This is a genomic window from Paenibacillus sinensis, assembly GCF_019904155.1.
Classification (GTDB): domain Bacteria; phylum Bacillota; class Bacilli; order Paenibacillales; family Paenibacillaceae; genus Paenibacillus_AQ; species Paenibacillus_AQ sinensis.
In genome coordinates this window covers 122,180-146,434 of record NZ_JAHCMB010000153.1, presented here as the reverse complement: position 1 = coordinate 146,434, position 24,255 = coordinate 122,180, and the positions used below count along the sequence as shown (strand labels likewise).

Sequence of the window (24,255 nt, the reverse complement as noted above, 5' to 3'; positions counted from 1 at the left end):
ATAAAGCGATTGGGGCGGGCTGATCCCGTTCGGCTGACCCTTAAGAAGATTGGACTTCGGGTTGTATTCATCCGGTACGGCTCGATATAATCAATACTGAAGTTCAAGCCGGATGGCCGGAGGAATGAGACCTTTACATGCAGATCAAGATCGGAATCATTGGAACGCGGGCGGTAACGGAAAAAATAATAAAAATGGTTCAAACCTTTCCCACCTTCGATCCCGTTGTGCGGATTGTCAGCCATGAGGAGGAGGCCGCAGCCTGCGCTGTGGAGCTGAGCAAGGAAGTTGAGGTCATTCTGCTATCGGGGCCATTGGCGCATTGGAAAGTGAAGGAAGTGCTGCCGGCCTCGATCCCCGTCCATTATGTTCCGCTTACCGGTGCAGGACTGTTCAAGGCGCTTCTGCATCTGGTGGCATTGGGGAAGCTAAGCGGTACGCTGTCTGTTGATACGTTAACCCAAACGATAGCTGCCCGTACCTTGCGTGATCTGGAACTGGAGCATATTCAGGTGGTTGTATATAACGGGCCTGCCTATTCTTCGCCCGAGGAGCTGATTGCCTTTCATCGCGAGCAGTCGGAGAAGTCGGATTTCGCCATGGCTCTGACCGGAGTGGAGCGGGTGGCCCAGCAGCTGACGGAGCTTCAGATTCCCAATGAATGGATGATGCCGTCCGATCAGGATATTATCGTCTCCCTGGAACGAGCCCTGCTGTCTACTGAATCGCGGCGGGGAAAGGAATTGCAGATTGTCGTTGGCATCATCAATGTCGATGATTTCGGCAGGCTGGTCATGAAATGGAACAGTGAGCATGAGGTGCAGAAGCTGAAGCTGGATATCCATCGAATGGTCCTCGGGTATGTGGAGTCGCTGGATGGATATTTAACATCTACCGGCGGGGATGAGTACCTCTTCTTCACGACACGGGGGATATTTGAGCGGGAGACCGGGGGATACAAGATGATTCCTCTGGGAAAAGAAGCGAATAAATCCTACGGCATATCCCTGAGCATCGGGATCGGATTCGGAATTTCCGCGAATGAAGCCGGAACGCATGCCAGAGCCGCGCTTCGCAAGTCCAAAGAGGCCGGCGGCAATACCTGCTTCATCGTCAGAGAAGACCGGACGCTGATTGGACCGCTCGAAATGGCGGATTCCATGGAGAAGGTGTTGCCGCCTGTGGAAGCCGAACTCATGAGAGAAGCGGAAGCGGCCGGGATGACAAGCGCCTATCTCAGCAGACTGATCACTCAAATGGCCCGCTACGGAAAATATGAGTATACCGTTCACGATCTGGCTGCCCTGCTCGAAATAACGGTCAGAAGCGCGCACCGGCTGCTCCTGCATTGGATAGACAACGGCCTTGTCGAAATATCCGGCATGGAAAAAGTCCCGAAAGGCAGACCCCGGCAAATTTTCCGGTTCTCTTTTTTGGTCGATCGAACACTTTGAGCTGGATCGGACTCTTGTGGTCGATCGGACTCTTGCGATAGATCGGACTCTTTTTGGAATAGACTCTGGAATAGGCTAGGCTCATTGGAATCGAATGAATTCTTAGAACGGGGGAAGCCCCGTTTATTTATTCTCTGTTTAAGGACGATATAAAGACCTGTCTTTATATAATGACTTTCAGTATGATAGATACAGGAAGACATTAGGGAGGGTGACCTGTTTGATTACTGTGGAGGAATTGGAAGACAAGCTTGCGGAGCCGTCGGATGAATTGGTGCATGAGCTGGCCAAGGTGCCGGGAGATATCGCCATATTGGGCGTTGGGGGCAAGATGGGGCCGAGTTTGGCCAAGCTGGCGCGAAATGCGGTCCTCAAAGGCGGACTGTCGAAGCGGATTATCGGGATTTCCCGATTCTCGAATGAGAAGGCCCGTGCCGAGCTGGAAGCTGCCGGAATTGAGACGATTTCCTGCGATCTGCTGAATGATCAGGAATTGATGAGCTTGCCGGATGTGGAGAATGTGATCTACATGGCGGGCAATAAATTCGGAACGACGGGAAGAGAGCATTTTACCTGGGCGATGAATACGTATTTGCCGGGCAGAGTCGCGGAGAAGTATAAGGACTCCCGAATTGTGGTCTTTTCGTCCGGTAATGTCTATCCGTTTACACCGGTTTCCAGCGGAGGAGCGGATGAATCTGTGACACCCGAGCCGATCGGCGAGTACGCTCAATCTTGTCTGGGGCGGGAGCGGATTTTCGAATATCATTCCCATAAGAATGGAACGCCGATGACTATATACCGGTTGAACTATGCGATTGACATGCGTTACGGGGTTCTGTTGGAGCTAGCCCGAGCCGTCTATGAGGGACGACCAATAGACTTGACTATGGGCTTTGTCAATGTCATCTGGCAAGGGGATGCGAATGCCATTGCGCTGCGCTGCTTAGCAGAGTGTACGAGTCCGCCGAGCCTGATGAATGTCACCGGACCCGAGACGGTGTCCATCCGGTGGGCGGCTTCCGAATTTGCCAAGCGCTTTGATAAAGCCGCGTTATTCGAAGGCACGGAGTCAGAGACTGCATTGTTGAATAATGCGGCCAAGTGTAATCAGCGGTTCGGGTATCCAAGCGTATCATTGCTGGAAATGATCGACTGGACCGCAGAATGGGTCAAGAGCGGCGGGGAAGTTCTGAACAAGCCGACACATTTTCAGGAACGGAAGGGGAAATTCTGATGAAGGCCTACAAGGCATTATCCGCCGAACTGCTGAATGCCCTGCATCAAGGGCTTGTTATTCCGGCTCATCCGCTGGCCCTTGACGAGCACCGCAAGCTGGATGAACGGCATCAAAGGGCGCTGACCCGCTACTATATCGCCTCCGGCGCCGGGGGGGTTGCGGTCGGTGTCCATTCCACCCAATTTGAAATCCGCGACAAAGAGCATAACCTCTACGAAACGGTGCTGCGGCTGGCATCCGAGGAGGTGGAGCGGGCCGGTCTTGCACGTCCATTTATCAAAGTCGCCGGTATTTGTGGACCTACCGAACAAGCGCTAAATGAGACCGAGATTGCTAGCAAGCTTGGTTATGACGCGGCCCTGCTCAGCATGGGAGGACTGTCAGGCTGGAGCGAGCAGGAAATTCTCAAGCGGACGGAGCTAGTAGCGGAGAGAATGCCGGTGATCGGCTTTTATCTGCAGCCTTCAGTCGGGGGCCGGATCTTCAGCTATGAGTTCTGGCGCAGCTTCGCGGAGATTCCCGGGGTTATTGCTATCAAGATGGCTCCATTCAACCGCTATCAGACGCTGGACGTGGCGCGGGCCGTATGCCATTCCAGCCGGTGCGATGAAATTGCGCTCTATACGGGGAATGATGACAACATCATTGCGGATCTGCTGACGACTTACCGGTTTGAGGTGGACGGCAAGCTTGTTGAGAAATCCGTTGTCGGCGGGCTGCTCGGTCATTGGGCGGTCTGGACGAGCAAAGCTGTGGAGCTGCTGGAAGAAATCAAGGGGATACGGGGCGGGGAATCGATCTCCAGGGAATGGTTGACGCGCAGCATTCAGGTGACGGATTCCAACGCAGCCTTTTTTGATCCGGCGCATCATTTCGAAGGCTGCATCCCGGGCATTCATGAGGTGCTGAGAAGGCAGGGCCTGTTAAAAGGGACATGGTGTCTGAATCCTGATGAACAGCTGTCAGAGGGGCAGACGGAGGAAATCGATCGGGTCTATCGCCAGTATCCGCATCTTCACGATGATGATTTCGTTGCGGCGCATCTTGAGGAGTGGCTGGAGTAGAAATAGGTCCGGATTCTGAATCGGTCATACAGGGCAAGCGAAGAAAGGCAGCGGATATGCGGATATATGGACCCCGCCCGGTTATAATTTGTAGAAAGAAGAAGCTGTCTCTCAGCAGGAATCTGCTTGGAGACAGCTTCTTTGCGGCATGCGCCGGAATGAATGGAGTTTATTACTGCGGCAACAGCTGCCGCAGCCCCTTCAATGACAAGGCGCTGCCGTCCATTGCGCTTCCGCTCGGCGGACGGTAATGCGTCTCGATGGTGAACAGTCCTGCATACCCACCCTTCATAAGAGCGGCCAATTGCTGCGCGTAATCGACGGCCCCACGGCCGATCGGCACGCATTTCCCTCCGGTATCCGGATGATAGACGGCATCCTTCAAATGAACATGGGCGATGCCAGGCTTCATGCTGTTGTAGCCTTCGGGGTAAGCCGGGCGGCCGAGGAATGCCTCGTTGCCCGGGTCCCACAGCAGCTTCAGCGCTGGATGATCGGCCAATGCCGCCAGCCGTCCGGTCTCCTCCGCGGAGCCGCCGTTGCAGCTGGGCTCATTCTCCAGCAACAGAACGGCTCCCCGTGAGTGTGCGATTTCAGCCGCTGCGTACAAATGTCCGGCAATTTCTTCGGTGTATGATTCCGGGTCATCTTCTCTCCAGAAGGAGAAGATCCGGATATACCTGGTGCGGAGAAGCTCCGCTGCATCCAAGGCTCTGTGCAGCAGCCGGAAGTGTCCGGCTACATCATGCTGCTCCAGCTGACCGAACTGATCGCCTTGTATCGTGGTCCTGTCCGGACTCAATGGACATTTAAAGACCGGCGAGGCCAGGGCGGACACGAACAGACCCCGGGACTCGATTTCCTGCCGCATGTTTGTCATTTCCGCCCTGTTGAAGTTCAGGATGTTCATCCCCTGCACAGAGCGAAGCTCGACATGACGTAGTTCATTTGCGGTAATCCAATCCAAAGCTTCTATTAAATATGGAGAAACCTCATCTGTCAAAATACCGAGCCGGTCCAGCAGCAGCTTCGCCTGCATGAATATCACCTCGCAAGTTAATGGGTTGATAACAGGGCAATTTCCTTACCGGAAGCGGAGGAAGCGTAAATGGCTTCGATGAGCTCAACAGCCAATGCTCCTTCACCGCCGCTAACCGGAGGATCAATTCCTTGATCCAGGGCTTGCAGCAGAGCTTCGAACTGCCGCTTATGGTACATTGGCGAGATGTCCAGCGGATTGGAGGAGCCGTCTGTCTCTAAGCTGCCTCCGAATACTGGACTCGGACTCGGTTCGCCTTCGACCGACCACTGCACGATGGACGATCCCGACAGTTTCACGCTCCCTTTCTCCCCGTAGAGATGAAGATAGGGAGGAAATCCGGGCTTCATGCTCGTGGAAGCCATAATCGTTCCAATCGCTCCGTTGACAAACCGGACGATGGCTGTGCCCGTATCCTCCGCTTCCATCCGGTGGGAAAGGGTGGCGACTTGCCCATATACGCTGCTGACGGGGCCCGCCATCCAGAGCATCAGATCAATCTGATGGATTCCTTGATTCATCAGTGCCCCGCCATCCATGGCGAGGGTTCCTCTCCAGTCCGACTGATCGTAATATTCCTGTGTCCGATAGTACGGCGTTCCGGCTTCAATATACAGCAGCCTGCCTAATTTTCCGGCATCGACCGCCCGCTTAATCGCAGCCACTTGCGGCTCGAACCTGCGCTGCGAGACGACGGACAGACTTAATCCGCGATCCGCCGCAAGCTCGGTGAGCTGCCGGGCTTCCTCGGCCTTCATGGCGAGCGGCTTCTCGATGATGGCATGCTTGCCTGCGAGAAGCACTTGCTGGCCGACCTGGAAATGCGACCCGCTCTCCGTAGTAACACAGACAATATCGATCCCGGGATGTTCGAGAAGCTGTCGGGAATCGCTCCAGCATTCACAGTGCCCGGATTCCAGGGCAAAAGCCTTGGCCCGCGCTTCCGAACGGCTGGACACACCGACCAAACGGGTGTTGTCCATTGACTGAATGGCCGTGCGATGAAAGCCAGCGATGCTTCCGCAGCCGATAATGCCAAATCCCCATTGCTTCATGAATGCGCCTTGAACATGTTCCAGCCGCCCATGGTGGGCGGATTGCCGGGATCATCTTCGAGCAGATCGGTATAATTCGCTGCTACCTTACGGAAAGCCAGCGCATACTCTTCGATACTCTCCGGGCGATAATGCTTGAACCAGGGGATGCTGTATACTCTGGCGGCAATTCCTTCGCTGACACTCAGGCCGGTATCCTTCTCCCGGACGTCGCGGAAGGAATTGGCGATTCGTGTTGGCCGTCCATGTCCAAACACATCGGCATCCTGAAACAGGCGGTGCGTATGCAGCGGAAGATTGCAGCCCGGGGAGCAAGCCTCGACGCCTTCGGCCCTTACCGCTTCGCAGAACCGGTACACCGACAGCCCGCCAAGCTCCTCCGGAACATAGTGGCCATGCGCTGCATACCAGCCGCCCATCAAGCTGTCAGATTCCTTCTCTGTCCGGTGGGCTTTGATCCCTGGAACCCCTTCGAGCAGATCCCAGAAGTAGTTCATGGCCCGGCGGATTTCGGTCAATCGGGCTTCGTAATGCCGCAGCTGTACGCGGCCTACCGCCGAGCTGAGCTGGTGCATCCTGTATTTCTGGCCGCCGAGGGGCAGGCCCATGAAAGGCCGCAGCGCGTCCGAACGGATTTCTTCATTAAAACGCTCATAATGTCCGAAGGCTATGGCTCTTTCATAGATGTTCCGGTCACTGGTGACCAGCATGCCCGCTTCACCGACGGCGAGTGATTTGCCCGCCATCATGGACATAGCACCTGCATGTCCGATCGTGCCGAGCGGACGGCCTTTATAGATGCCGCCATGGGCATGGGAGACATCTTCAATGACTTTCAGATTGTATTTCCGTGCAATCTCCATGATCGGGTCCATATCGGCGGGATAGCCGAAATAGTGGACGACGACAATCGCTTTGGTTCGTTCGCTGATCCGGTGCTCGATGTCTTTCGGGTCAAGACATAGGGTGACGTGATCGATATCGGCGAAGACAAGGGTCGCACCTAGCGAATAAGCCGGGACGCCGGAAGCCCAGTATGTGATGCTCGGGCAGATCACTTCATCGCCGATCCCGAGACCGCAGCCGTACATGGCCGCTTGCAGCGAAGCCGTACCGTTATTGAATCCGAGCGCATAGTCAACCTGCAGCCACTCTCTGAAATCCGCCTCGAATTGCTTCGTTACATCGGTTCCGGACATAGCGCCTCTCCGCAATACCTCCAGCGCCGCTTCTTCATCTTCCTTCGTGATGATGGGCCACGTAAATAAGTCGCCGGGATGCCCGGTTACGGCTTTGGGCCCTCCGAGCAATGCCAGCTGCGACTTGTTATTGGTCGTCATGATGAGCTTAACCTCCATAGGTGATGTGATGAATGTTCACTATTCATGTGGAGCCTGCAGCCGAATAGTTCTTCCGGTTTCACGGCTGAGGTTGGCGGATTCGATAAAACGGATGATTTCCAATGTTTCTTCGGGATTGATATCGACGATGCCGGTATGGAACATCCGGATAATCTGTTCCAGCATCGAAGCGTAGAAGGGCTTGTGATGATCGCTCATATTGGCATAGCGGGTAGTCTGATCGCCGTGCAGCAGGACGCCGAATTTATTATTGCCTTTGCGGTTGCCGCGAATTGTGCCCATTCGTCCGTCACCCCAGATCGCTGTGATCTGATCATAATCCTCGTTCATGACCGCGCTGACGCTCACGCAGCCTCGTCCCAGCACCTTGTACAGCATTTCTACAGCATGGATTCCGTACCAGAACAGCCCCGGCTGTGTAGGCTCAATCGCCATAGGCCCGTGACAATCGGCGCCGATTATCGACTCGGATTCCATGCTGCGAAGCTGTTCGGATAACGCCTCTCCGTAACGAAGGGAGGAGCAGCTCATCCACGGAACGCGGAACCGCTCTGCCGCTTCCAGCATCTCCCGGGCTTCCCGCGAGCTTAAGGCGAAGGGCTTGTCGATGAAGACCGGCTTGCCATATGGAACAATCCGCATGAACTGCTCCGGATGAATTCTACCATCCACCGATTCCAGCAGGATTGCGTCGCATGCCTCGGCAACGGCTTCCTCGGAGTCTGCGAGCTGGACATCATAATCACGCACTAACTCCTCGGTATAGCCTTCAATTCTGTCACGGCTGAGAGCGAAATCGGAGGAGGGTTTGCCGGGATAGGCGACCTGAATGGTTGCGCCGGGGATATGATGCGGATGACCCGGATCATTCAAAATTTCGGCAAATGCGGTCACATGAGACGTATCCAGACCGATGATACCGAGCTTCAGCGGCTTTGCTCTCATTTAGCTCAACCCGCCTTTAATCATATGAGCCGCAACCTTGGTGATGGCTTCAATGATTTCCTCGATATCGCCCGGAGTATAGAACTCGCTGATTCCTATGCGGACAGAGGTCTGCAGCACTTCCTCGGCGTGTGGGCAAATGCCTTTCTCGTAAGAAACCTCGGACAGCGTGAAGGGGTAATGCGTGCCGGGATAGGCTTCCTTCGTCTGAAACAGAGGCTGGAGGTACACGGGCTGGGGAATATACCCGCGCACACAGGAGATGCCTTCCGCATTCAGCGCGGCCACAAAATCATCCACAGAGCCTATCAATCTCTCCGTATCCAGACGAAACAGAAAGAACCAGAAGGAGCTTGTTCCGCCTTCCGTAATTTTCGGAGGATAAACACCGGCAATTCCGGAAAGGCCCTCAATCAGCATCGTCCCGTACTTGCCCCGCATATCGCAAATCCAGGTCAGCTTGTCCAGCTGGGCAATGCCTACGGCTCCCTGAAGCTCGGTCATCCGGTAGTTGGGCGCGATATGATGGATGTCCCGGCTTACGACATGATCGAAGCGCTGATAGTTTTTGTCGGCAAAAGCGTGGGTGACGGCATAATCATCCTCCCGCCCTGAATTAACGGTCACCATCCCGCCGTCTCCGGTGGAGATATGTTTGAAATCATTCGTGCTGAAGCAGCCGTAATCTCCAATAGTACCGGTCAGCTTTCCTTTGTAATAGCACATATAGCTTTGCGCACAATCCTCGATCACCTTCAGCTCATGCTTGCGGGCGATCGCCATAATGGCGTCCATGTCGCAGGGATTGCCAGCCAGATGGACGACGACAATAGCCTTTGTCCGTTCGGTGATGCACGCTTCTAGCGATGCCGGGTCGAGATTGTACGTATGAGGCAGAACATCCGCAAATACGGGAATCGCGTTCTGATACAGAATGCCGATAACGGTGCCCTGATCGGTGATGGGGCTTGTGATCACCTCATCTCCGGCAGTAACGCCTGCCGCGCCTAGAGCGACATGAATGGCAGCAGTTCCTGACGAAGTGGCGACACTGTACTTCACGTCGTACATTTCATTGAACTTGTGGAGAAATTGCTTGACCTTCTCGCCGTAATGATAGAACAGGGTTCCTTGCTCCAGTGCTTCCTTAAGTTCTTTTAGCTCAGCCTCTCCGAAACGGTTGCCGCTTCCGAAAGGGGTTGTCTTGGTCTTGGGTCCGCCATGGATCGCTAGATTATTCACTGTATTTATCCCTCCAAGGATGTTCGATTCAATACATATAAGTCGGAACTTACCGCAAAATAAAGCTTGCCGTCATGCAGGGCTGCGGCTCTTGCATAACCCGGAACACGGGTTATCCAATGTCCTCTGCCTGTCTTCACATCCAATTCCCAATACTCTTCACCACAAAAGGCGCCGGCTGTATGCTCATCCAGGGCCACAAGCCATTGGCAGCTCTGTCCAACCCGAACAGAAGTGACGAACTCTCTCTGGCTGCGGTCAAAAATATGGATTTCTTCGCCGGCGCAGCAGGCGACCCTGCCACCCAGGGCGGCGATGGCATTGCCGGCTACCTGATCTTTTTCAAATTGCCATTCCTGCATTTTGCCCTTCCCAGGCTCCCAGACGACGAATCGGCTCTGCACCTGCTGGGGAGGAAGGCCGCTTGCGCCGCCATTCGTTGTGAAATACAGGTATTCCTCATCCGCCGCCAGACCGGATACCTGCTGTCCCGGCACAGGGTCATACCAGTGCTCGACTTCGAGCGTGGCCGGATCGACCCGTGAAAGGCCGCCGCCATATACGCCGTACTGCGCAGACCAGCCGGTCCAGAACGCTCCATCGGGTCCACATACACTTCTTCCTTCGGGACGGATCAGCTCCGGGGCGACGGATCGGAGAGTACGGGGATTCAGGTTGTTCAACTGCTCCCAGGGTCTGGAAGGATCATACAGCACATGATCCCCTCCAACATAGGCGCTCAGGAACAAACGGCTATCCATGAACTGCATTCCGTACACCTCGCCTCCGGCATTGCATACGGAAGGTGAATTCCAGAAGGCGCCGGTGGAGGGATTGAAGCTGAATACGGTCTGGCCGAATCCGCTTGCACCCCACAGCAGCTCCTTGCCGTCCGATTGCAGCGTGAAGATGGCTGTAGCAGGCGCCTCGACGGGGATACGCTTCAACTCCACCTCCATAGGCTCCGCGCATGCCGAAGAATCTGCCGGTAACTCTGTGATGAAATACTCCTGTCCTCTAACCCCGGCTGCGCGATTGCCGCTTAAATGCCTGATGGGAACAGTCTGCCCGTTGGCTAAGGTGAGGTTCAGCAGGGGAATGTCCTGTTCATGGACAGCGCCGCCGTCTACGGGTAGCAAGGTAGCTGCATCGTAATAGGCAAGCTCATTCCCATGCTCTGTACAGACAATATGGTCGGTAACCCATTTGATCTGCTCTCCCGGCTTGCCGAACTCGATGAATCGACCGTCGTTAATCCGATACGCCTTCATTCCATTCGTGTCAAAGCCGTAATTCATCAAAATATAACCGGCCGCCTCCCCCCAGACCGGCCGGCTGTATTGATTGCTTCCGTTCTCGGACACCTTGCCTAGATTAAGTAGGGAGTGGGTCTGCGGATCGTACTGCATCAGCGAGCATCCCGGATAGGTTCCTCCATACACCTTTCCGTCCGAACCGAGCGTCATCCCCCAGAAGTAAGACTCCCCTTCGGATTCGAGAACCGGCGCCCATTGCCGGGTGCGCAAATCCAGAACATGCAGATAGGCCTGATCGACACAGGTCCCGACAACCAGCTTGTCGTTATGCCAGTTGACCAGTCCCCAGGCTCCCGGTCCGGCAGGAAGCTGGAGATTCTCTCCCTGACCCGTCAAGGTGTCGATCAGGATGAGGCTTCCGGTCTCTCCCATCGCATAGTTGGAGAGAACGAGCTTCTCTCTGCCATCGACAGGATCGAACAGCACTTCCGTCGCGAGGATATTAAAATTACGGCAGGGCTTCCCTGCATGGCTGTACAGCTGCTGACTCACATCAAGCCCGCCTTTCATCAAGAAATAAGAACAACCCAAGGCCGTATGGGGCCTTGGGTTGCGGTCCATTGCAGCGGTTGAAAATAAGTTTCGCCCGGATTACTTGCTCATGTTCTTATATCCGATCAATTCCTTGCCTTTCAGGCTGTCATTCATTTCTTTGATGATATCGGCCCCACCGCTCTTCATGTACTCATCCACCATCTTGTCCCAGTCGGAGAGAGGGGTATCGCCCATGATCATTTTCACTTGCGTATCGGTCACTTTATTCATCGCATCCGTGCCTTTACCGCTGTTCATCGTAGCGGAGAAGCCGGAATTGCTAGGGTCAGCATATTGCTCGAAATCCTGGTATTGCTGTTCAAGCTCTTTGACAAGCGGTTTGTAGAGCGGATTAGTCTGGAGCTCGGAGTACTTGTTGTCAAGTACGCTTGGAGCCCACATCACAGCATCGGGAAGATAGCTGGCAGGCATCAGCCCTTGATCCGGCTGGGAGAGGGTGACAACTCCGTTCTCGTAGGTGTAGCCTACGCCGTTCTTGCCGTTGCGGAAATCAAAATTCTCATTATCCGGTGTCTGCTGATCAACCGGAACAAAGGTGCGTCCGTAGTCGATCATGGAGAGAATGCGGTCGATCTTGCCTTCGTCACCGGCCAGCTTGGCGTTAAGAACAGTGATCCGGTAGTATCCCTTCTGTGCCATAAAGCCCTGGGAGCCGTCTGGTGCAACGAACGGCGGAATAGCGGAGAGCTTGGCATTCGGGTTGACCGACAGCAGAGAGTTCGCCAGATTCTCATCCAGACCGCGGATGCCGGTAATATAGATGCCGGCCTTGCCGTTGTAGAAGTCGGCTTGTCCCTGATCCAGAGTCGCATTAGCGCCGAAGCCCTTCGTAATCGCCCCTTGCTTGTACAAATCCGCGAACACTTTGACGGCTTCCTTGCGTCCTTCACCGATATAACCCGGGATAAAGTTGCCGTCCGCATCCTTATGGTACCAGGAGTTCAGGTCCCAATAAGCACCCATTGCATAGTTCGGATAGCCTCCGCCGCTCATCACGAGGCCGTAAGTATCGTCTTTGCCGTTGCCGTCGGGATCATCTTTGGTGAAGGCCAGCGCAACTTTTGCCAATTCGTCGTAGCTCGTCGGCATCTTGAGTCCGAGCTTATCGAGCCAGTCCTGGCGGATAGCAAAGTTCTGGGCAGCCGTATTCGGATAGTAGCGCGGAATCCCCCAGATCGAGCCATCCTTGTTCGTCACAGCCCCCCAGACTTCGGCGGGTACCATTTTGAGGGTCGGATATTTGTCGATGTAATCATTCAGCTTCAGGAAGGCGCCCTGGTCAGCCCACTTCTGGAGGGAACCGGCTGCCACGTATTCCTCGATTCCGAGAATATCCGGCATATCGCCTCCGGCAATAGTGGCGGACATCTTCTCCAGGTAGCCGTCATAAGGCACGATGGTCGTCTTGTAATCGACATTGAATTTCTCATTGATCATCTTGACGCCGGCTCCGTCACTCGGGGGGATTTTGCCATAGGTCATATCCATCATCGAGATCGTGTACTTCTTGTCAGATCCGTCAGAAGGTGCTGCCGAAGAGGCGGAATTATTGCCGGCAGGGGAGGTATTTCCATTATTTGAGGATGAACATGCCGCTGTTGTCAGTAATGCAATCAGGGTAAGTGAACTCAGAACCGTTTTATTAAGCTTTTCCATAGTAATAGATCCCCTCCGTAATAAATGTTGAGTCTGGATTGTCTGCGAGCTTCAACCGCTTAGCCTTTCACTGAGCCGAGCATCACCCCTTTGGCAAAATGCTTTTGCAGAAACGGATAGATGATGAGAATCGGAAGTGTAGCTATCAGAACAGCTGCCATTTGAACGGTCTGCGCTGGAGGCGGTTCCCGCAGCAAGCTGGATAACAAATTGTTGTCCGGTGGAGCGACGATGACGATCTGGCGAAGGACGACCTGGATGGTCCATTTAGTGGTGTCATTCATATACAGGATGACGTTGAAGTAGGCGTTCCAGGCATCCACCGCATAGAACAGGGCGAAGGCGGCAAGGGCCGGTTTGGATAGCGGCAGAGCAATTCTGCGGAAAATTTGCAATTCATTGGCTCCGTCAATATTCGCCGCTTCGAAAATTTCCTTGGGCAGCCCCTGGAAAAATTGCCGGATGACGATGAGGTTGAAGGTGCTGATCATACCGGGAAGAATTAGTGACCAGTAGGAATTGATTAACCCGAGATTGCGTACCATCAAATAGCTGGGAATCAAGCCGGGAGAGAACAATAGCGTGAACACAATCATACGGAGAATCAGCTTGGAGCCGGTGAACCGGAACGTTGTGGCAAAAGCCATTGTGCTCGTCATGAGCAGATTGACACAGGTGATGACAACAGTGAGACAGGCGCTGACGAGCATGGCCCGTCCGAATGTTTCGGTGCTGAAGATGTAGCGGTATGCGCCAAGATCCCATTTGGAGGGCCACAGAATAATATCCTTTTGCACAAAGTCCTGCATTGTCGAGAAGGATACCGAGAAAATGTACAGCAGCGGAAAGATCATACACAGGCATACGATACTGAGCAGGAGATAGTTGAAGGCGTTGAACCATTTGTCGGCTCTGGATTTAAAATGCATGGCAAGGCTCTCCTTTCTATTCAAATGAGGTTAGAACAATCCGTCATTGCCGAATCGTTTGGCGATTTTATTAGCGCCCAGGACCAGCACGAGGCCGACAACCCCTTTGAACAGGCCTACCGCCGTGCTAAAGCTGAAATCGCTTTGCTTGATCCCTTTTTCATAGACGAAGGTGTCCAGTACGTTGCCTATTTCCTTATTGAACGGGTTCAGCATGAGGAAGATTTGCTCGAAGCCTGAATCCAGCACGGAGCCGAGCCGCAGGATCAGCAGAATAACAATGGTGCCGCTGATGGAAGGCAGGATGATGCTCCAGATTCGTTTCCAGCGTCCGGCTCCATCGACAATCGCCGCTTCCAGAAGCTCATTATTCAGGGAAGCCAGAGCTGCCAGGAAGATGATAGTGGACCAGCCGGTCTCCTTCCAGATCAGCTCAATAATGACGATGGGCACGAACATATGCGGGTTAGTCATGAACGAAACCCAATTATAGCCGAGGCTTTCCAGGATCTGATTGATTATGCCTTCCGGCTTCAGAAAGATAGTGGCGATGCTGATGATGACGACCCAGGAGAAGAAGTGGGGCAGATACACAACGGACTGAATAATGCGTTTGACTTTGCTGTTGGCAACCTCATTGAGCATGATGGCCAGGAAAATTGGAGCGGGAAAGACGAACAGGATCTGTGTAAACGAAATGTATAGCGTATTGCGCAGCACTTTCAGCACTTCGGTATCTTCAAATATGCGTTTGAAATTGTCGAGGCCTACCCAATCGCTGGCCCATATTCCCTTAAAGGGGTTGAATTCCTGGAACGCGATCACATTTCCGAAGACGGGGATGATCTTGAAGATTAGAAAGTAGATAAGGCCGGGGAGGAGCAGCAGGAAAATATACCGCTCTCTCCAAAGCTTGCTGCGCCATGTCCGGGGAACATAACTCGATTCTTCATACGGTTTGGATCCGGTCAGTACCTTTGACAAATTCAATCTCCTCCTTGCCCGCGATATACTTTCTGCACATCACTCCGAACTTGCGCTCGAAGCTCTCCCCGGCGGCGGGTTCACGGCCGGTAACCGGAACATAGACAGCGGTCTGCTGCGGCAATGCCGATCCTTCCAGAATGGGGGCGCCGGTATCGTCGATGCCTGCAATCCACACATTCCGCCGCGCTCTCTCCCAGTCATTGACCTCGGCGATGGTCCAGAGCGCGAAGCCGCGTCTTCTGGCGCCGTCTACGACTTCGCGTATGGCTTGTCTGACCGATTCGAAACGGTGGATGTGTGCCTGGTGAAACAGAAAATGGGCAACGCCTTCCGCCTTCTCGATGGTATCGAGGAACGGATCGACGACACTGGAATCGTATAGCTCGGGGTGGTTCAAATCCTGGCTGAGAAAACCGATCTCAAGCACATCATAGAATCGGTTGCCCTCGGTAAAATCGCTGATTGGAAAGTAGGGATGGCAGGTGCCGAAGATCAGGCCGATATTGCCCGCTTTGCTTGGCCCTCTGGACTGGTCGGCTTCGATTCCATTGCGTTCGCACCAGAGGAATAATTCACCCCAGCCCTCGAAGCGGGTGTAGTGATTCTTATTGGAAGGAATTTTCGTGAGCCGGGCGGACCGCTTCAGCCATTGACTCTGATTGCGGAAGGCCTCTTCACCCCAGCTTCCTCCGTCCATTTCGAGTGCGTTGTAATGAAGCGAGAGTTCATGGCCATCGGCCTTCGCTTCGTCGTAGTAACGGGCGGAATAACCGGGCTCGAGCATACACCAGGTTGTCCGGATGCCGATTTGCCGGAGAAAGCTCAGCGCGGTTTCGGCGTGCCGATCTTCATTAAGATCGCTGTCATGCGAGATGGATAATACCGCCGGAATTCCTTCAGGCCAATAATTCAGAAAGGGAAGGGGGAGATTCTTGGCGGCGGCGGCCTTGATCAGATGACTGATGAAAATTTCCCGCCACCAGTCCGCGTAGGGATAAGCATAATAGCTCATGCCGGTCGGCGTCTGCAGCCGGTCATATTCCCAATCCATCGCGCAGCGGTCATCCGCCTTCAAGATGTCCTCCCTGATCGGAATGGTACCGTCCGGGGAGGCAGAACCGTCATCGAAGACAGGTCCTGTTCCCTGCTGCAGGGCAACGATGGTGAAGGGGATGTCCACCGACCAGCGCTCGATCGATCCTTGTCCGACCGGGATGGACAACAGCGCCGGTCCGGCTTCTGCGCCTTGCGGTCTGCCCTGGTGCAGCATACCGGACACCCTGGCAGCGGAGTTCTTGTCGAACACCCTGGCAGCGGGGTTCTTGTCGCTATGGAGGCTCCATGGCTTCGCTGCCAGGAACCGCAGCGGAGAATCATTGAACTCCGGGAGCGCCGCGTATCCCGAACCCGTCGGCCGGTCCTCGTAATATCCGAGCTCCTCGGCTATCATGTTCAGTCCGGCATACGAGATTACCGTGCCGCCGTTCTCCGCGTAAGCTCTCAGCTTGCTTCCATTCTCCCGGTTCTCTTCGCAAAGAGCGACGATGAGAAGATCCGGCTGGTCGCTTAATGCCTCATCCAGAGTCTTGAAGCTGCGATAGGGGATTCGGTGCTGCTCCAGAAGCTCCTCTATAAATCCTTCAAATGCATTGACGCCGTATCGCCATCTTCGCAATTGAACGGATTGCTCATTTACTACTGCCAATTTTGCAAGGCCCATCTGATGTCACTCCTTTTTTTGTGTGCAGCAACCGCGAATTACATGGAAGATAACGTAACATATGTAACAAATTAAAAATGGTATAGGTTTAGTACCGATTCCATTATAGCATGAGGATATGAAGAGAAGTCAACCACCAATGTTAAGGATAATGACATTGAAATTGAAAAAAGCCGCTGAGCTTACTCAGCGGCTTCGATATGAGGGGGTTCGGAGGAGGCGAACAAACCTTGCAGTCTATGGGCGAGTTCATCGGGGGCATCAAAACCGGCCCAGAATTTAATCATTTCACTATGCAGAATCTCGGCTGCCGAGTTCGGAAGAAATTCATGCATGAAGTACAGATGCTCCGGATTGTCCTGGGATAACCCGAGGGCTCCAAGTTCAAGCTCTGTCCACACCTCATTGTTGACCTGCGGGTAGATAGACAGAAATTTGGCTTCGCCCGCCATTCGCATCTGAAAATCCATCCGCATCGAGAATTCAGCGAACAGCTTGGCCAAATTCGGATTGCCGCTCGTCTGTGGAATCATCATCCCGTTCGCGATCGTGAGATTCCCTTTATGGGCATGCGGATTCATGGGAATCGGAATGACCGTAACGGGGAATCGGCCGTTGTGCATGCCGGTAGTCAGGGTTGTGGTCAGAAACATGCCGAGATGGCCCTCGTCGAACAGCTGGGCCAACAGCTCCCAATCATTGATCGCTGCGGCCGGGCAAATCCCGTCTTTATAGATCATGGCCTGGATATAACGGAGAAATTCATCGAGTCCGTCTATATTCAGTGTGCCCGAAGGCTCCTGCTCAAGCGAACAGCTGTATTTTCTGGCGAGTACCGGCCAGCGGTACAGGGAGGAGGACAGCCCCAGACCATAGATATCGCTTTGTCCATCCCCGTTGGCATCCCTCGTTATGATTCGGGCCGCTTCCGTGAACTGCTCCCAGCTCCAATCCTTCGTCGGCAGTTCCAGACCGTTCTCGGCGAACAGCCGGGGATTACAGGCCATAAATACCGGGGAGTAAGTAAGCGGGATCGCGTACTGTCGGCCTTCATGGCGGAACACATTAACGAGCTGATCGTTGTTCACTTCCTGCTCCGGTATGATGTCCTCAAGCGCAAGGAACTCTTCCAGCGGAAGATGCTGCATATCATGGTCGCTGATAATCACCAGATCCGCCCGGATGCCGAAGCCCGACAGATCCTTTAGCAGCTGTCCGTTGCGCAGTTCGGTCTTGAACTCTCTGAACTCCACATGCGGATACTGCTCCTTGAACATTTCGATCAATATGGGAAGCGCCTTTCTGACATAGGAGGAATCGTTGGGACAAATGATGTTGATGACATTGGCTTCATGCTTGGTAATGTCCAGATCCTTCGCAACCATAGTCCCTCTGCCGACCATCTTGATCAGAAGACCTTCATTCGTAAGCAGCTCCAAGGCCTGGCGCAAGGAGTTTCTGCTGATGTTGTACAGCTGGCACAGTTCTTTCTCGGGAAGCAGAAACTGGCCGGGCTTCAGAAAGCCGGACAAAATCTCCATCCTTAAAATTCCTGCCATTTCAATATATCGGAATTCCTTGTTATTCAACCATACCCCTCCAATTAGGTCATCCAAAATCAATTCTAGAAAACCATTATAATATGCTGGGAAAAATAATGGTACAGGTTTAGGACAAATTTGTCCCATTTTCGTTGACACTTTGAAGTTTGGGGTGCTATATTATTTTCTAATTCAATCTGTAAAACAAATTTTCAGTATAAAGAAAAAATGGAGGCCTGTCATGAAAGGGAATATACCGGTTATACCAACACCGTTTGTAGAGGGCAAGATTGATTATTCCGGCTTTGAGAATTTAATCAACTACACATCCGAGTATTTGGATGGATATGTGATTGGAGGAAGCACAGGCGAATCGCCGGCATTGTCTGCCGCCGAACGGATTGAAATTGCTCAGTATTTCGCCAAAGCTGTCCCGGACAAGCATGTCGTGATCGGCCTCGGGCATACCAACTTGCAGGAAGCGGCCGGCATCGGCAAGGCGGCGGCGGATGCGGGAATCCGCTCGGCGCTTGTGCCCAGTCCCTATTATTTCCCGAACTCGCTGGAGATGGTGAAGGAGTATGTGGGAAGCCTGGCGGAACAGACCGGCTTGCAGATTATTTTCTACGACAACCCGGTAACGACCAACACCTTCTACACCGCCCAGCAGCTGATCGAACTGGCGGCAGCCGTCCCGGCGATCAAGGCGATCAAGATGACCGATCACAACATGGGCAAGATTCGCGCGCTGAAGCAGGATAGCGGACTGGCGGTATTCGGCGGAGACGATATTATTTGCTACCGCGCAATCGAGGCGGGAGTGGACGGGAACATGATCATTGCCCCGATTGTTTTCCCCAAGGAATTCAAGGAAGGCTGGGATTTGTACCAAGCGGGAAGACGGGAGGAGAGCTTCGCCGTATTCTCCAGAACCATTCTCCCCTTCATTCATATGTTCGGTCCCGGGGATGAAATCCCGACCACCAAAGCTCTGTATCATCATCTGGGCTTGTTCAAAAGCGCCGAAACCCGGCTGCCGCTGCTTCCTTCAGACGAGCAGCGCGTGAGCGAGACGCTGCTGGGCTATCAGTATGGGCGGAAGGGATAGCAGGACGGGCAATCCCGGCCATACCCTAAGGCATGCAGGAACGAACGGAGGAGCCGAATGAAGAAATGGCTTGATCTCACGGGGAAACTGGAGAACGGCATGTGGAATTACGGGAAGCCGTTTCCCGACATTGCGGTGCAGCGGATTGCGTCGCTTGAAGCCGATGGCTACGAGGGGCATGCTTTTCAATTGCATTCTCTTGCGGGGACTTATCTGGAGACGGCCAATCATTTGTTCGAAGGCCGTGAGACTATCGGCGACATTTCCCTGGATCGGCTGATGCTCAGAGCCTGGGTGGCGCAGCTTCCGGACAAGCAGCCCTTGGAGCCGATTACAGCGGATGAGCTTGAAGAGGCAGCAGGAGCGGCGGGGAGTGTTCCTGCACCGGGCGACGCTCTGTTGATCGCAACGGGCTGGGATGCGTATTGGAACAAGCCGGGCTATATCGAGGCAAGTCCGTACTTGCTGCCGGAAGCGATGGACTGGATTATCGAGCATGACGTGGGCCTGCTCGGACTGGACATCACTTCTATCGAAGACCCGCGCAAACCGGCTGCCGAAATGACACTACTCCAGCGCTATTACGCCAAGGACCGGCTGATGATGGCTCCACTTGTGTCACTGCGGGAAGCGGGGCAAGGGCCGTGGACCCTTGTGGCACTCCCGCTGCATATTCCGGGTGTCTGTGCCGCTCCTTGCCGGGCCGTTCTGTATCAGCCCTGAATCCGTCAGGCTCCGAATCCCAGCTTGCGGGATATCGCCATTGCCTGATCGCGCAGCTGCTGGCCGAACTTATCGAAGGAAATGCTGGGCAGCTCGCTCCTGAGGGCGGTAATTCCGAGGGAGCCGGCTGTCGCGCCGGTATTGTCGAAGATCGGAACGGCAATGCAGCGGATTCCCGCTTCGCCTTCCTCGTCCTCGATGGCATACCCCTTCTCCCGGACACTGGCCAGAAAGGACTTGAAGGCTTCCGGTGTCTGAAGGGTATGCTCCGTAGTCTTGGGCATTCCGTGCTTCCGGATCGTCTGGTCCAGCTGCTCGTCCGTCAAATAAGCCGCCAGCGCCTTTCCGACAGCCGAGTTATGCAGATATTGGCTCTGTCCGGTCTGTGTGGAGAACTGAACAAATCCCGGTCCGTTCACTTTATCAATATAGAGTGCTTTGTCATTCTCCAGAATGGCCAGATGCACGGTGAATTTCATATTCGCTGCGACCCATTCCATCTCCGGTCTGGCTGCCTGGCGGATATCGAGCTTGGCTAATCTCTCCATGCCGACGTTGTACAGCTTCAGCGTAAGCTGATATTTACCCTCATGCGTCTTCATCACATATCCGAGGTTCTCGAACTCGCCAAGAATTGTGAAGATTGAGGATTTAGGCATTCCGTTCCGTTCGTAGATATCGGTAACACCCAGGGCTTCCTTGGAGGAGGCCAGCATTTCCAGAATAGCCATTCCTTTGGCCAGGGCAGGTACACTATACTGTTTCTTCATAAAAAGATTGGATCACACCTTTTCCGTATACTGAAAATACGAACTGCAGACTTAATTAAAACATATTATCCAGATGGTAGCAACGCTTGATATGCTCCATTTTACAAGGAATATTAGCAGGATTCGTATATTTTACGGGTTTCTGCATGGTGAAATATCGTTTTTTATATTGAAAAGGAGGGCTTCCATTGAAGTTATTCTTTACCGGAGATGTGGACGGATTAACCGAAGGGCTCAAGGAATTGGCATCCGAGGCAGGGATGGAGCTCTCAGCAGACGGCAGGGAAGTAAGGGTAGTTCGCCATCCGGAGCCGCGGATTATCGTGCAGGCCAATGAGGGAGGTCTGTCTATTCAATATCAGCGAAAAATCCACTTCTTCCGGGCGGCCGGATTGCTGATCGAAGCGCTCCAGAGCCGAAGCGAGTTCAGGATTGAAGAAGTGCCGCAATTCGAGATGAACGGTCCGATGTTCGACGTGTCCCAGGGCGGCGCCGTGATTCGCGCGGAATCGGTAAAAGCCTTCCTGCGCCGCATGGCCTTGATGGGCCTAGATATGATCATGCTGTATGCCGAGGACAGCTTCGATTTGAAAGATCATCCCTACTTCGGCTATATGAGAGGACGTTATTCGCAGGCGGAGATCAAGGAAATGGATGACTATGCCGATCAATTCGGCATTGAGATGATTCCCTGCATCCAGACGCTCGGCCATTTGGCGGATGTGCTGAAATGGAATGCCTATGCCGATATCCGGGATGATCTGGAGACGCTGCTCGTCGGCCATGAGCGCACGTATGAGTTCATTGAGCAGATGCTCATTGCCGCTTCGGCCCCGGTCCGCTCGCGGCGCATACATATCGGCATGGATGAAGCCTGGAAGCTGGGCCTTGGCGAGTATCTGGTTCAAAATGGCCTGCATTCCAAATTCGATATTATGAATGCGCATCTCAAGAGAGTCATGGAGATCGTGGATCGCCTGGGACTTTTGCCGATGATGTGGAGTGACATGTACTTCCGCGCCGGCTCGCCCAAGGGAGACTATTATGACAAGGATTGTGTGATTTCGGATGAGGTCATCGCAGGCATGCCGGATCATATCCAGTTCGTGTATTGGGACTACTACCACTATGACGAGGCCTTTTACACAGACTGGATTCGCCAGCATAAACGGTTCGGATCGACGCCGGTCTTCGCCGGAGGCATCTGGAACTGGAAGGGGTATGTGCTGAACTACGGAGCCACCTTTGCTTCGACCAATGCGGCGCTGAATGTGTGTAAGCGCGAAGGGGTAACGGAAGTGATTGCAACGCTGTGGGGCGATGACGGCACGGAATGCGACTGGTTCTCCGCGCTGCTGGGCCTCCAGCTGTTCGCCGAGCATGGCTATGCGGCGGAGCTGGACGAAGACAAGCTGAGCCGTCGCTTCCATTATTGTACGGGAGCCCGAATGGATGACTTCATGGCGATCAAGAATGTGGACGAGCCGCCGGGAATTCAGCCGGGCAATCTGGAGACGTATAATCCGTCCCGCTATATGCTCTGGCAGAATGTCATGATGGGCCTGTTCGATGATAATATACGCGGGCTTGATGTGGCCGGACATTATGAAGCTCTCCAGGAGCAAATGGCTCTCTTCGCAACGCGGAATGGCGCGTACGGCTTCGTGTTCGAGGTGCTCGAGCGGCTCTGTGCTGTGCTTGCCCTGAAGGCGGACGCGGGCCTTGCAATCACGGATGCCTATCTCGGCGGAGACAAGCAGGCTCTTTCGAATATAGCGCGCGAGCTGCTTCCGGAAATCCGATTGCGGGTGGAGAAGCTCCGTTCCTATCATCTGGAGCGCTGGCATGTTGTGAACAAGCCGTTCGGCTGGGATATTATCGACCTGCGTTATGGCGGGCTGCTGGCGAGTCTGGATACGGCGGCTGCGCGAATTTCCGCTTATCTTGCGGGCAGCGTGGACCGGCTGGAAGAACTGGAGGAGCAGCGGATTCCCTATCAGGGCCAGGAGGGTATGGTTGATTGTTATCTGTACAAGCATATGCCGACACCGAGCCGGATTTCACAGTAGACGAACGTATGCCAGAGGAGCGCGAGACTGGTGAACGGAAGGCGGACGAACGGAGCTGGGCGAACAGAAGGCGGACGAACGGAAGTTGGGCGAACAGAAAGCGGACGAACAGAAGGCGGACGAACGGAAGTTGGACGAATGGAAGGCTAGAGGGAGGAGGCGAACCGATGGAGGACAAGCTTCAGGGTGAAAAGATCAGGATCAGGGAATGGGTGCAGCTGAATCGTGAGCGGGTGATCGAGATGCTGTCCGAGCTGATCCGGCATGATACGGTCAATAAGGTGATCAGCGGTACGGAGAAGGAGTGCCAGGAAGCATTATGCGTGATGATGGCAGAGCTTGGTCTTGAAGCCGAGCTGTACGAGCCGGAGCAGGTTGCCGGGTTTCACGAGCATCCGGCCTATTATCCGGGGAAGGATTATAGCGGTCGGCCTAATGTCAGCGCGGTGTGGAGAGGAACAGGCGGGGGCAAATCCCTGCTGTTCTCCGGCCATATCGACACGGCGGCGGTTGCGCCTGGATGGCAGGGTTCCCCGTTCCAGCCGGTCATCTCGGGCAGCAAGCTGTATGGGCTGGGCGCCTATGATATGAAAGGCGGGCTGGTCGCTTCAATTCTGGCGGTGAAATGCCTGATGGATCTGGGGCTGCGGCTGAAGGGGGATGTGAGGATCGAATCGGTCGTGGATGAAGAATTCGGCGGCGCCAACGGAACGGTGGCAGGCCGGGCGCACGGGATCACCGCCGATGCGGTTATCATTCCCGAGCCAACCAATCTGGCACTTTACCCGGCGACCCGAGGAGGAGCCTTGTGGCGTGTGACTTTCAGAGGGACTACGGGACTGTCCTTCAACGGCGAGGAGATTCGCAACCCGGCGGTCGATGCGGCGAGATTCATTCTGTTCCTGGAGCAGCATGAGGTGCTGCGCGCCGAAGCGGAAGGCCCTGCTCCGTGGTATTCCGGCCGGAAGGAACAGCTTCCGATCATCGTTACGCGGCTGGAGGCCGGGGATCTGAAGTCGCCGCTCTGCGATGTCGGACCCGTTGAGTGTCATGTGGACATCTGGGTGGAATGTTACCCGGGAGTGGATGAAGATCAGCTTCGCGAGGAGCTGCTGACCGGCTACCGGGAATTCTGCGGAAAGCGGTCCGGTGAAGATACCGCACTGCCGGAGTTTACGCGGATGATCCGCTTCCTGCCGGGTAGTCAGGTGGCGGCGGATTTTCCGTTGATTCCGCTGCTGGCCGGGGAGATTGAATCGGCAACGGGAAGAGCGGCCGAAGTGACCGGCTCCCCGTTCGCCTGCGACGCATTCGTCTTCAATGAATACAGCGATTCTCCGGCGCTGATTCTGGGACCGGCAGGCGGCAACGCCCATGCGCCGGATGAATATGTCGATCTGGACAGCTTGTCTGTCCTGATCGAAATCTATGCAGGCGCGATGCTTCGCTGGTGCGGATCATCAGCCGGTGAGTGATTCTGT

At 54.2% G+C, this 24,255-nt stretch carries 19 protein-coding genes; 7 read left to right on the top strand and 12 right to left on the bottom strand.

The genetic code is table 11. The features are described from left to right. The first annotated feature begins 137 nt into the window (after nt 1-137). The 3 genes from KIH86_RS18295 to KIH86_RS18285 all read left to right on the top strand — a co-directional run bounded on the left by KIH86_RS18295 (nt 138) and on the right by KIH86_RS18285 (nt 3,758). On the top strand, nt 138-1,454 hold the full coding sequence (locus tag KIH86_RS18295; RefSeq protein WP_223082033.1) for a GGDEF domain-containing protein: 1,317 nt from the start codon (nt 138-140) through the stop codon (nt 1,452-1,454). A 220-nt stretch (nt 1,455-1,674) separates the two neighbouring features. Further along, a complete protein-coding gene (locus KIH86_RS18290; RefSeq protein WP_223082036.1) occupies nt 1,675-2,691 on the top strand; it encodes an NAD-dependent epimerase/dehydratase family protein in 1,017 nt (338 codons plus the stop codon). Then, nucleotides 2,691-3,758: a dihydrodipicolinate synthase family protein gene (locus tag KIH86_RS18285; RefSeq protein WP_223082038.1), complete on the top strand. Its 1,068-nt coding sequence runs from the start codon at nt 2,691-2,693 to the stop codon at nt 3,756-3,758. Before KIH86_RS18290 ends, KIH86_RS18285 begins: the two co-directional genes overlap by 1 nt. A 172-nt stretch (nt 3,759-3,930) precedes the next feature. Here the strand turns inward: KIH86_RS18285 and KIH86_RS18280 are convergent, their stop codons facing one another. From KIH86_RS18280 to KIH86_RS18230, 11 genes are all read right to left on the bottom strand, one after another. Beyond that, entirely contained in the window at nt 3,931-4,797 is an 867-nt protein-coding gene (locus KIH86_RS18280) for a sugar phosphate isomerase/epimerase family protein (RefSeq protein ID WP_235775476.1), read from the bottom strand. 17 nt (nt 4,798-4,814) lie between these two features. Continuing rightward, on the bottom strand, nt 4,815-5,852 hold the full coding sequence (locus tag KIH86_RS18275) for a Gfo/Idh/MocA family protein (RefSeq protein WP_223082040.1): 1,038 nt from the start codon (nt 5,850-5,852) through the stop codon (nt 4,815-4,817). Then, nucleotides 5,849-7,192, bottom strand: coding sequence for a DegT/DnrJ/EryC1/StrS family aminotransferase (locus KIH86_RS18270; RefSeq protein ID WP_223082043.1), 1,344 nt, complete (start codon nt 7,190-7,192; stop codon nt 5,849-5,851). Before KIH86_RS18270 ends, KIH86_RS18275 begins: the two co-directional genes overlap by 4 nt. 39 nt (nt 7,193-7,231) lie before the next feature. After that, nucleotides 7,232-8,158, bottom strand: coding sequence for a Gfo/Idh/MocA family protein (locus KIH86_RS18265; RefSeq protein ID WP_223082045.1), 927 nt, complete (start codon nt 8,156-8,158; stop codon nt 7,232-7,234). Beyond that, nucleotides 8,159-9,400, bottom strand: coding sequence for a DegT/DnrJ/EryC1/StrS family aminotransferase (locus KIH86_RS18260; RefSeq protein WP_223082047.1), 1,242 nt, complete (start codon nt 9,398-9,400; stop codon nt 8,159-8,161). Between the two features lie 5 nt (nt 9,401-9,405). Next, the gene (locus tag KIH86_RS18255) at nt 9,406-11,208 is read right to left on the bottom strand and encodes a hypothetical protein (RefSeq protein ID WP_223082049.1); all 1,803 of its coding nucleotides are present in this window, start codon (nt 11,206-11,208) and stop codon (nt 9,406-9,408) included. 99 nt (nt 11,209-11,307) lie between these two features. Continuing rightward, nucleotides 11,308-12,927 carry a type 2 periplasmic-binding domain-containing protein gene (locus tag KIH86_RS18250; protein ID WP_223082052.1) on the bottom strand — a complete coding sequence of 540 codons (1,620 nt, stop codon included), beginning with the start codon at nt 12,925-12,927 and terminating at the stop codon, nt 11,308-11,310. 59 nt (nt 12,928-12,986) lie between these two features. Next, nucleotides 12,987-13,856, bottom strand: a complete 870-nt coding sequence (locus KIH86_RS18245) for a carbohydrate ABC transporter permease (RefSeq protein ID WP_223082055.1) — start codon at nt 13,854-13,856, stop codon at nt 12,987-12,989. Nucleotides 13,857-13,886: 30 nt separating this feature from the next. After that, nucleotides 13,887-14,828, bottom strand: a complete 942-nt coding sequence (locus tag KIH86_RS18240) for an ABC transporter permease (protein WP_407672302.1) — start codon at nt 14,826-14,828, stop codon at nt 13,887-13,889. Continuing rightward, the gene (locus KIH86_RS18235) at nt 14,806-16,563 is read right to left on the bottom strand and encodes a polysaccharide deacetylase family protein (RefSeq protein ID WP_223082059.1); all 1,758 of its coding nucleotides are present in this window, start codon (nt 16,561-16,563) and stop codon (nt 14,806-14,808) included. Before KIH86_RS18235 ends, KIH86_RS18240 begins: the two co-directional genes overlap by 23 nt. 182 nt (nt 16,564-16,745) lie before the next feature. Continuing rightward, nucleotides 16,746-18,122 carry an extracellular solute-binding protein gene (locus KIH86_RS18230; protein WP_223110591.1) on the bottom strand — a complete coding sequence of 459 codons (1,377 nt, stop codon included), beginning with the start codon at nt 18,120-18,122 and terminating at the stop codon, nt 16,746-16,748. Between the two features lie 223 nt (nt 18,123-18,345). On the opposite strand from KIH86_RS18230, the gene KIH86_RS18225 reads away from it, so the two are divergent. Together KIH86_RS18225 and KIH86_RS18220 are read left to right on the top strand one after the other, a co-directional pair. Continuing rightward, nucleotides 18,346-19,212, top strand: coding sequence for a dihydrodipicolinate synthase family protein (locus tag KIH86_RS18225; RefSeq protein ID WP_223082064.1), 867 nt, complete (start codon nt 18,346-18,348; stop codon nt 19,210-19,212). Nucleotides 19,213-19,269: 57 nt separating this feature from the next. Then, nucleotides 19,270-19,935, top strand: a complete 666-nt coding sequence (locus KIH86_RS18220) for a cyclase family protein (RefSeq protein WP_223082066.1) — start codon at nt 19,270-19,272, stop codon at nt 19,933-19,935. A gap of 5 nt (nt 19,936-19,940) precedes the next feature. On the opposite strand, the gene KIH86_RS18215 is transcribed toward KIH86_RS18220, so the two are convergent. Then, nucleotides 19,941-20,705: an IclR family transcriptional regulator gene (locus KIH86_RS18215; RefSeq protein WP_223082068.1), complete on the bottom strand. Its 765-nt coding sequence runs from the start codon at nt 20,703-20,705 to the stop codon at nt 19,941-19,943. A 188-nt stretch (nt 20,706-20,893) separates the two neighbouring features. Here KIH86_RS18215 and KIH86_RS18210 point away from each other — a divergent pair, with 188 nt between their 5' ends. Together KIH86_RS18210 and KIH86_RS18205 are read left to right on the top strand one after the other, a co-directional pair. Next, a complete protein-coding gene (locus tag KIH86_RS18210; protein WP_223082070.1) occupies nt 20,894-22,774 on the top strand; it encodes a beta-N-acetylhexosaminidase in 1,881 nt (626 codons plus the stop codon). Then, nucleotides 22,726-24,249, top strand: a complete 1,524-nt coding sequence (locus tag KIH86_RS18205; RefSeq protein WP_223082073.1) for a M20 family metallopeptidase — start codon at nt 22,726-22,728, stop codon at nt 24,247-24,249. The genes KIH86_RS18210 and KIH86_RS18205 overlap by 49 nt, the downstream gene beginning before the upstream one ends. Nucleotides 24,250-24,255 lie beyond the last annotated feature (6 nt).

Coding starts and splice junctions, on each gene's coding strand:
- KIH86_RS18245 (WP_223082055.1), bottom strand. CDS start 13,856: ATGCATTTTAAATCCAGAGCCGACAAATGGTTCAACGCCTTCAACTAT.
- KIH86_RS18225 (WP_223082064.1), top strand. CDS start 18,346: ATGAAAGGGAATATACCGGTTATACCAACACCGTTTGTAGAGGGCAAG.
- KIH86_RS18270 (WP_223082043.1), bottom strand. CDS start 7,192: ATGACGACCAATAACAAGTCGCAGCTGGCATTGCTCGGAGGGCCCAAA.
- KIH86_RS18265 (WP_223082045.1), bottom strand. CDS start 8,158: ATGAGAGCAAAGCCGCTGAAGCTCGGTATCATCGGTCTGGATACGTCT.
- KIH86_RS18275 (WP_223082040.1), bottom strand. CDS start 5,852: ATGAAGCAATGGGGATTTGGCATTATCGGCTGCGGAAGCATCGCTGGC.
- KIH86_RS18230 (WP_223110591.1), bottom strand. CDS start 18,122: ATGGCAGGAATTTTAAGGATGGAGATTTTGTCCGGCTTTCTGAAGCCC.
- KIH86_RS18285 (WP_223082038.1), top strand. CDS start 2,691: ATGAAGGCCTACAAGGCATTATCCGCCGAACTGCTGAATGCCCTGCAT.
- KIH86_RS18220 (WP_223082066.1), top strand. CDS start 19,270: ATGAAGAAATGGCTTGATCTCACGGGGAAACTGGAGAACGGCATGTGG.
- KIH86_RS18215 (WP_223082068.1), bottom strand. CDS start 20,705: ATGAAGAAACAGTATAGTGTACCTGCCCTGGCCAAAGGAATGGCTATT.
- KIH86_RS18295 (WP_223082033.1), top strand. CDS start 138: ATGCAGATCAAGATCGGAATCATTGGAACGCGGGCGGTAACGGAAAAA.
- KIH86_RS18250 (WP_223082052.1), bottom strand. CDS start 12,927: ATGGAAAAGCTTAATAAAACGGTTCTGAGTTCACTTACCCTGATTGCA.
- KIH86_RS18235 (WP_223082059.1), bottom strand. CDS start 16,563: ATGGGCCTTGCAAAATTGGCAGTAGTAAATGAGCAATCCGTTCAATTG.
- KIH86_RS18280 (WP_235775476.1), bottom strand. CDS start 4,797: ATGCAGGCGAAGCTGCTGCTGGACCGGCTCGGTATTTTGACAGATGAG.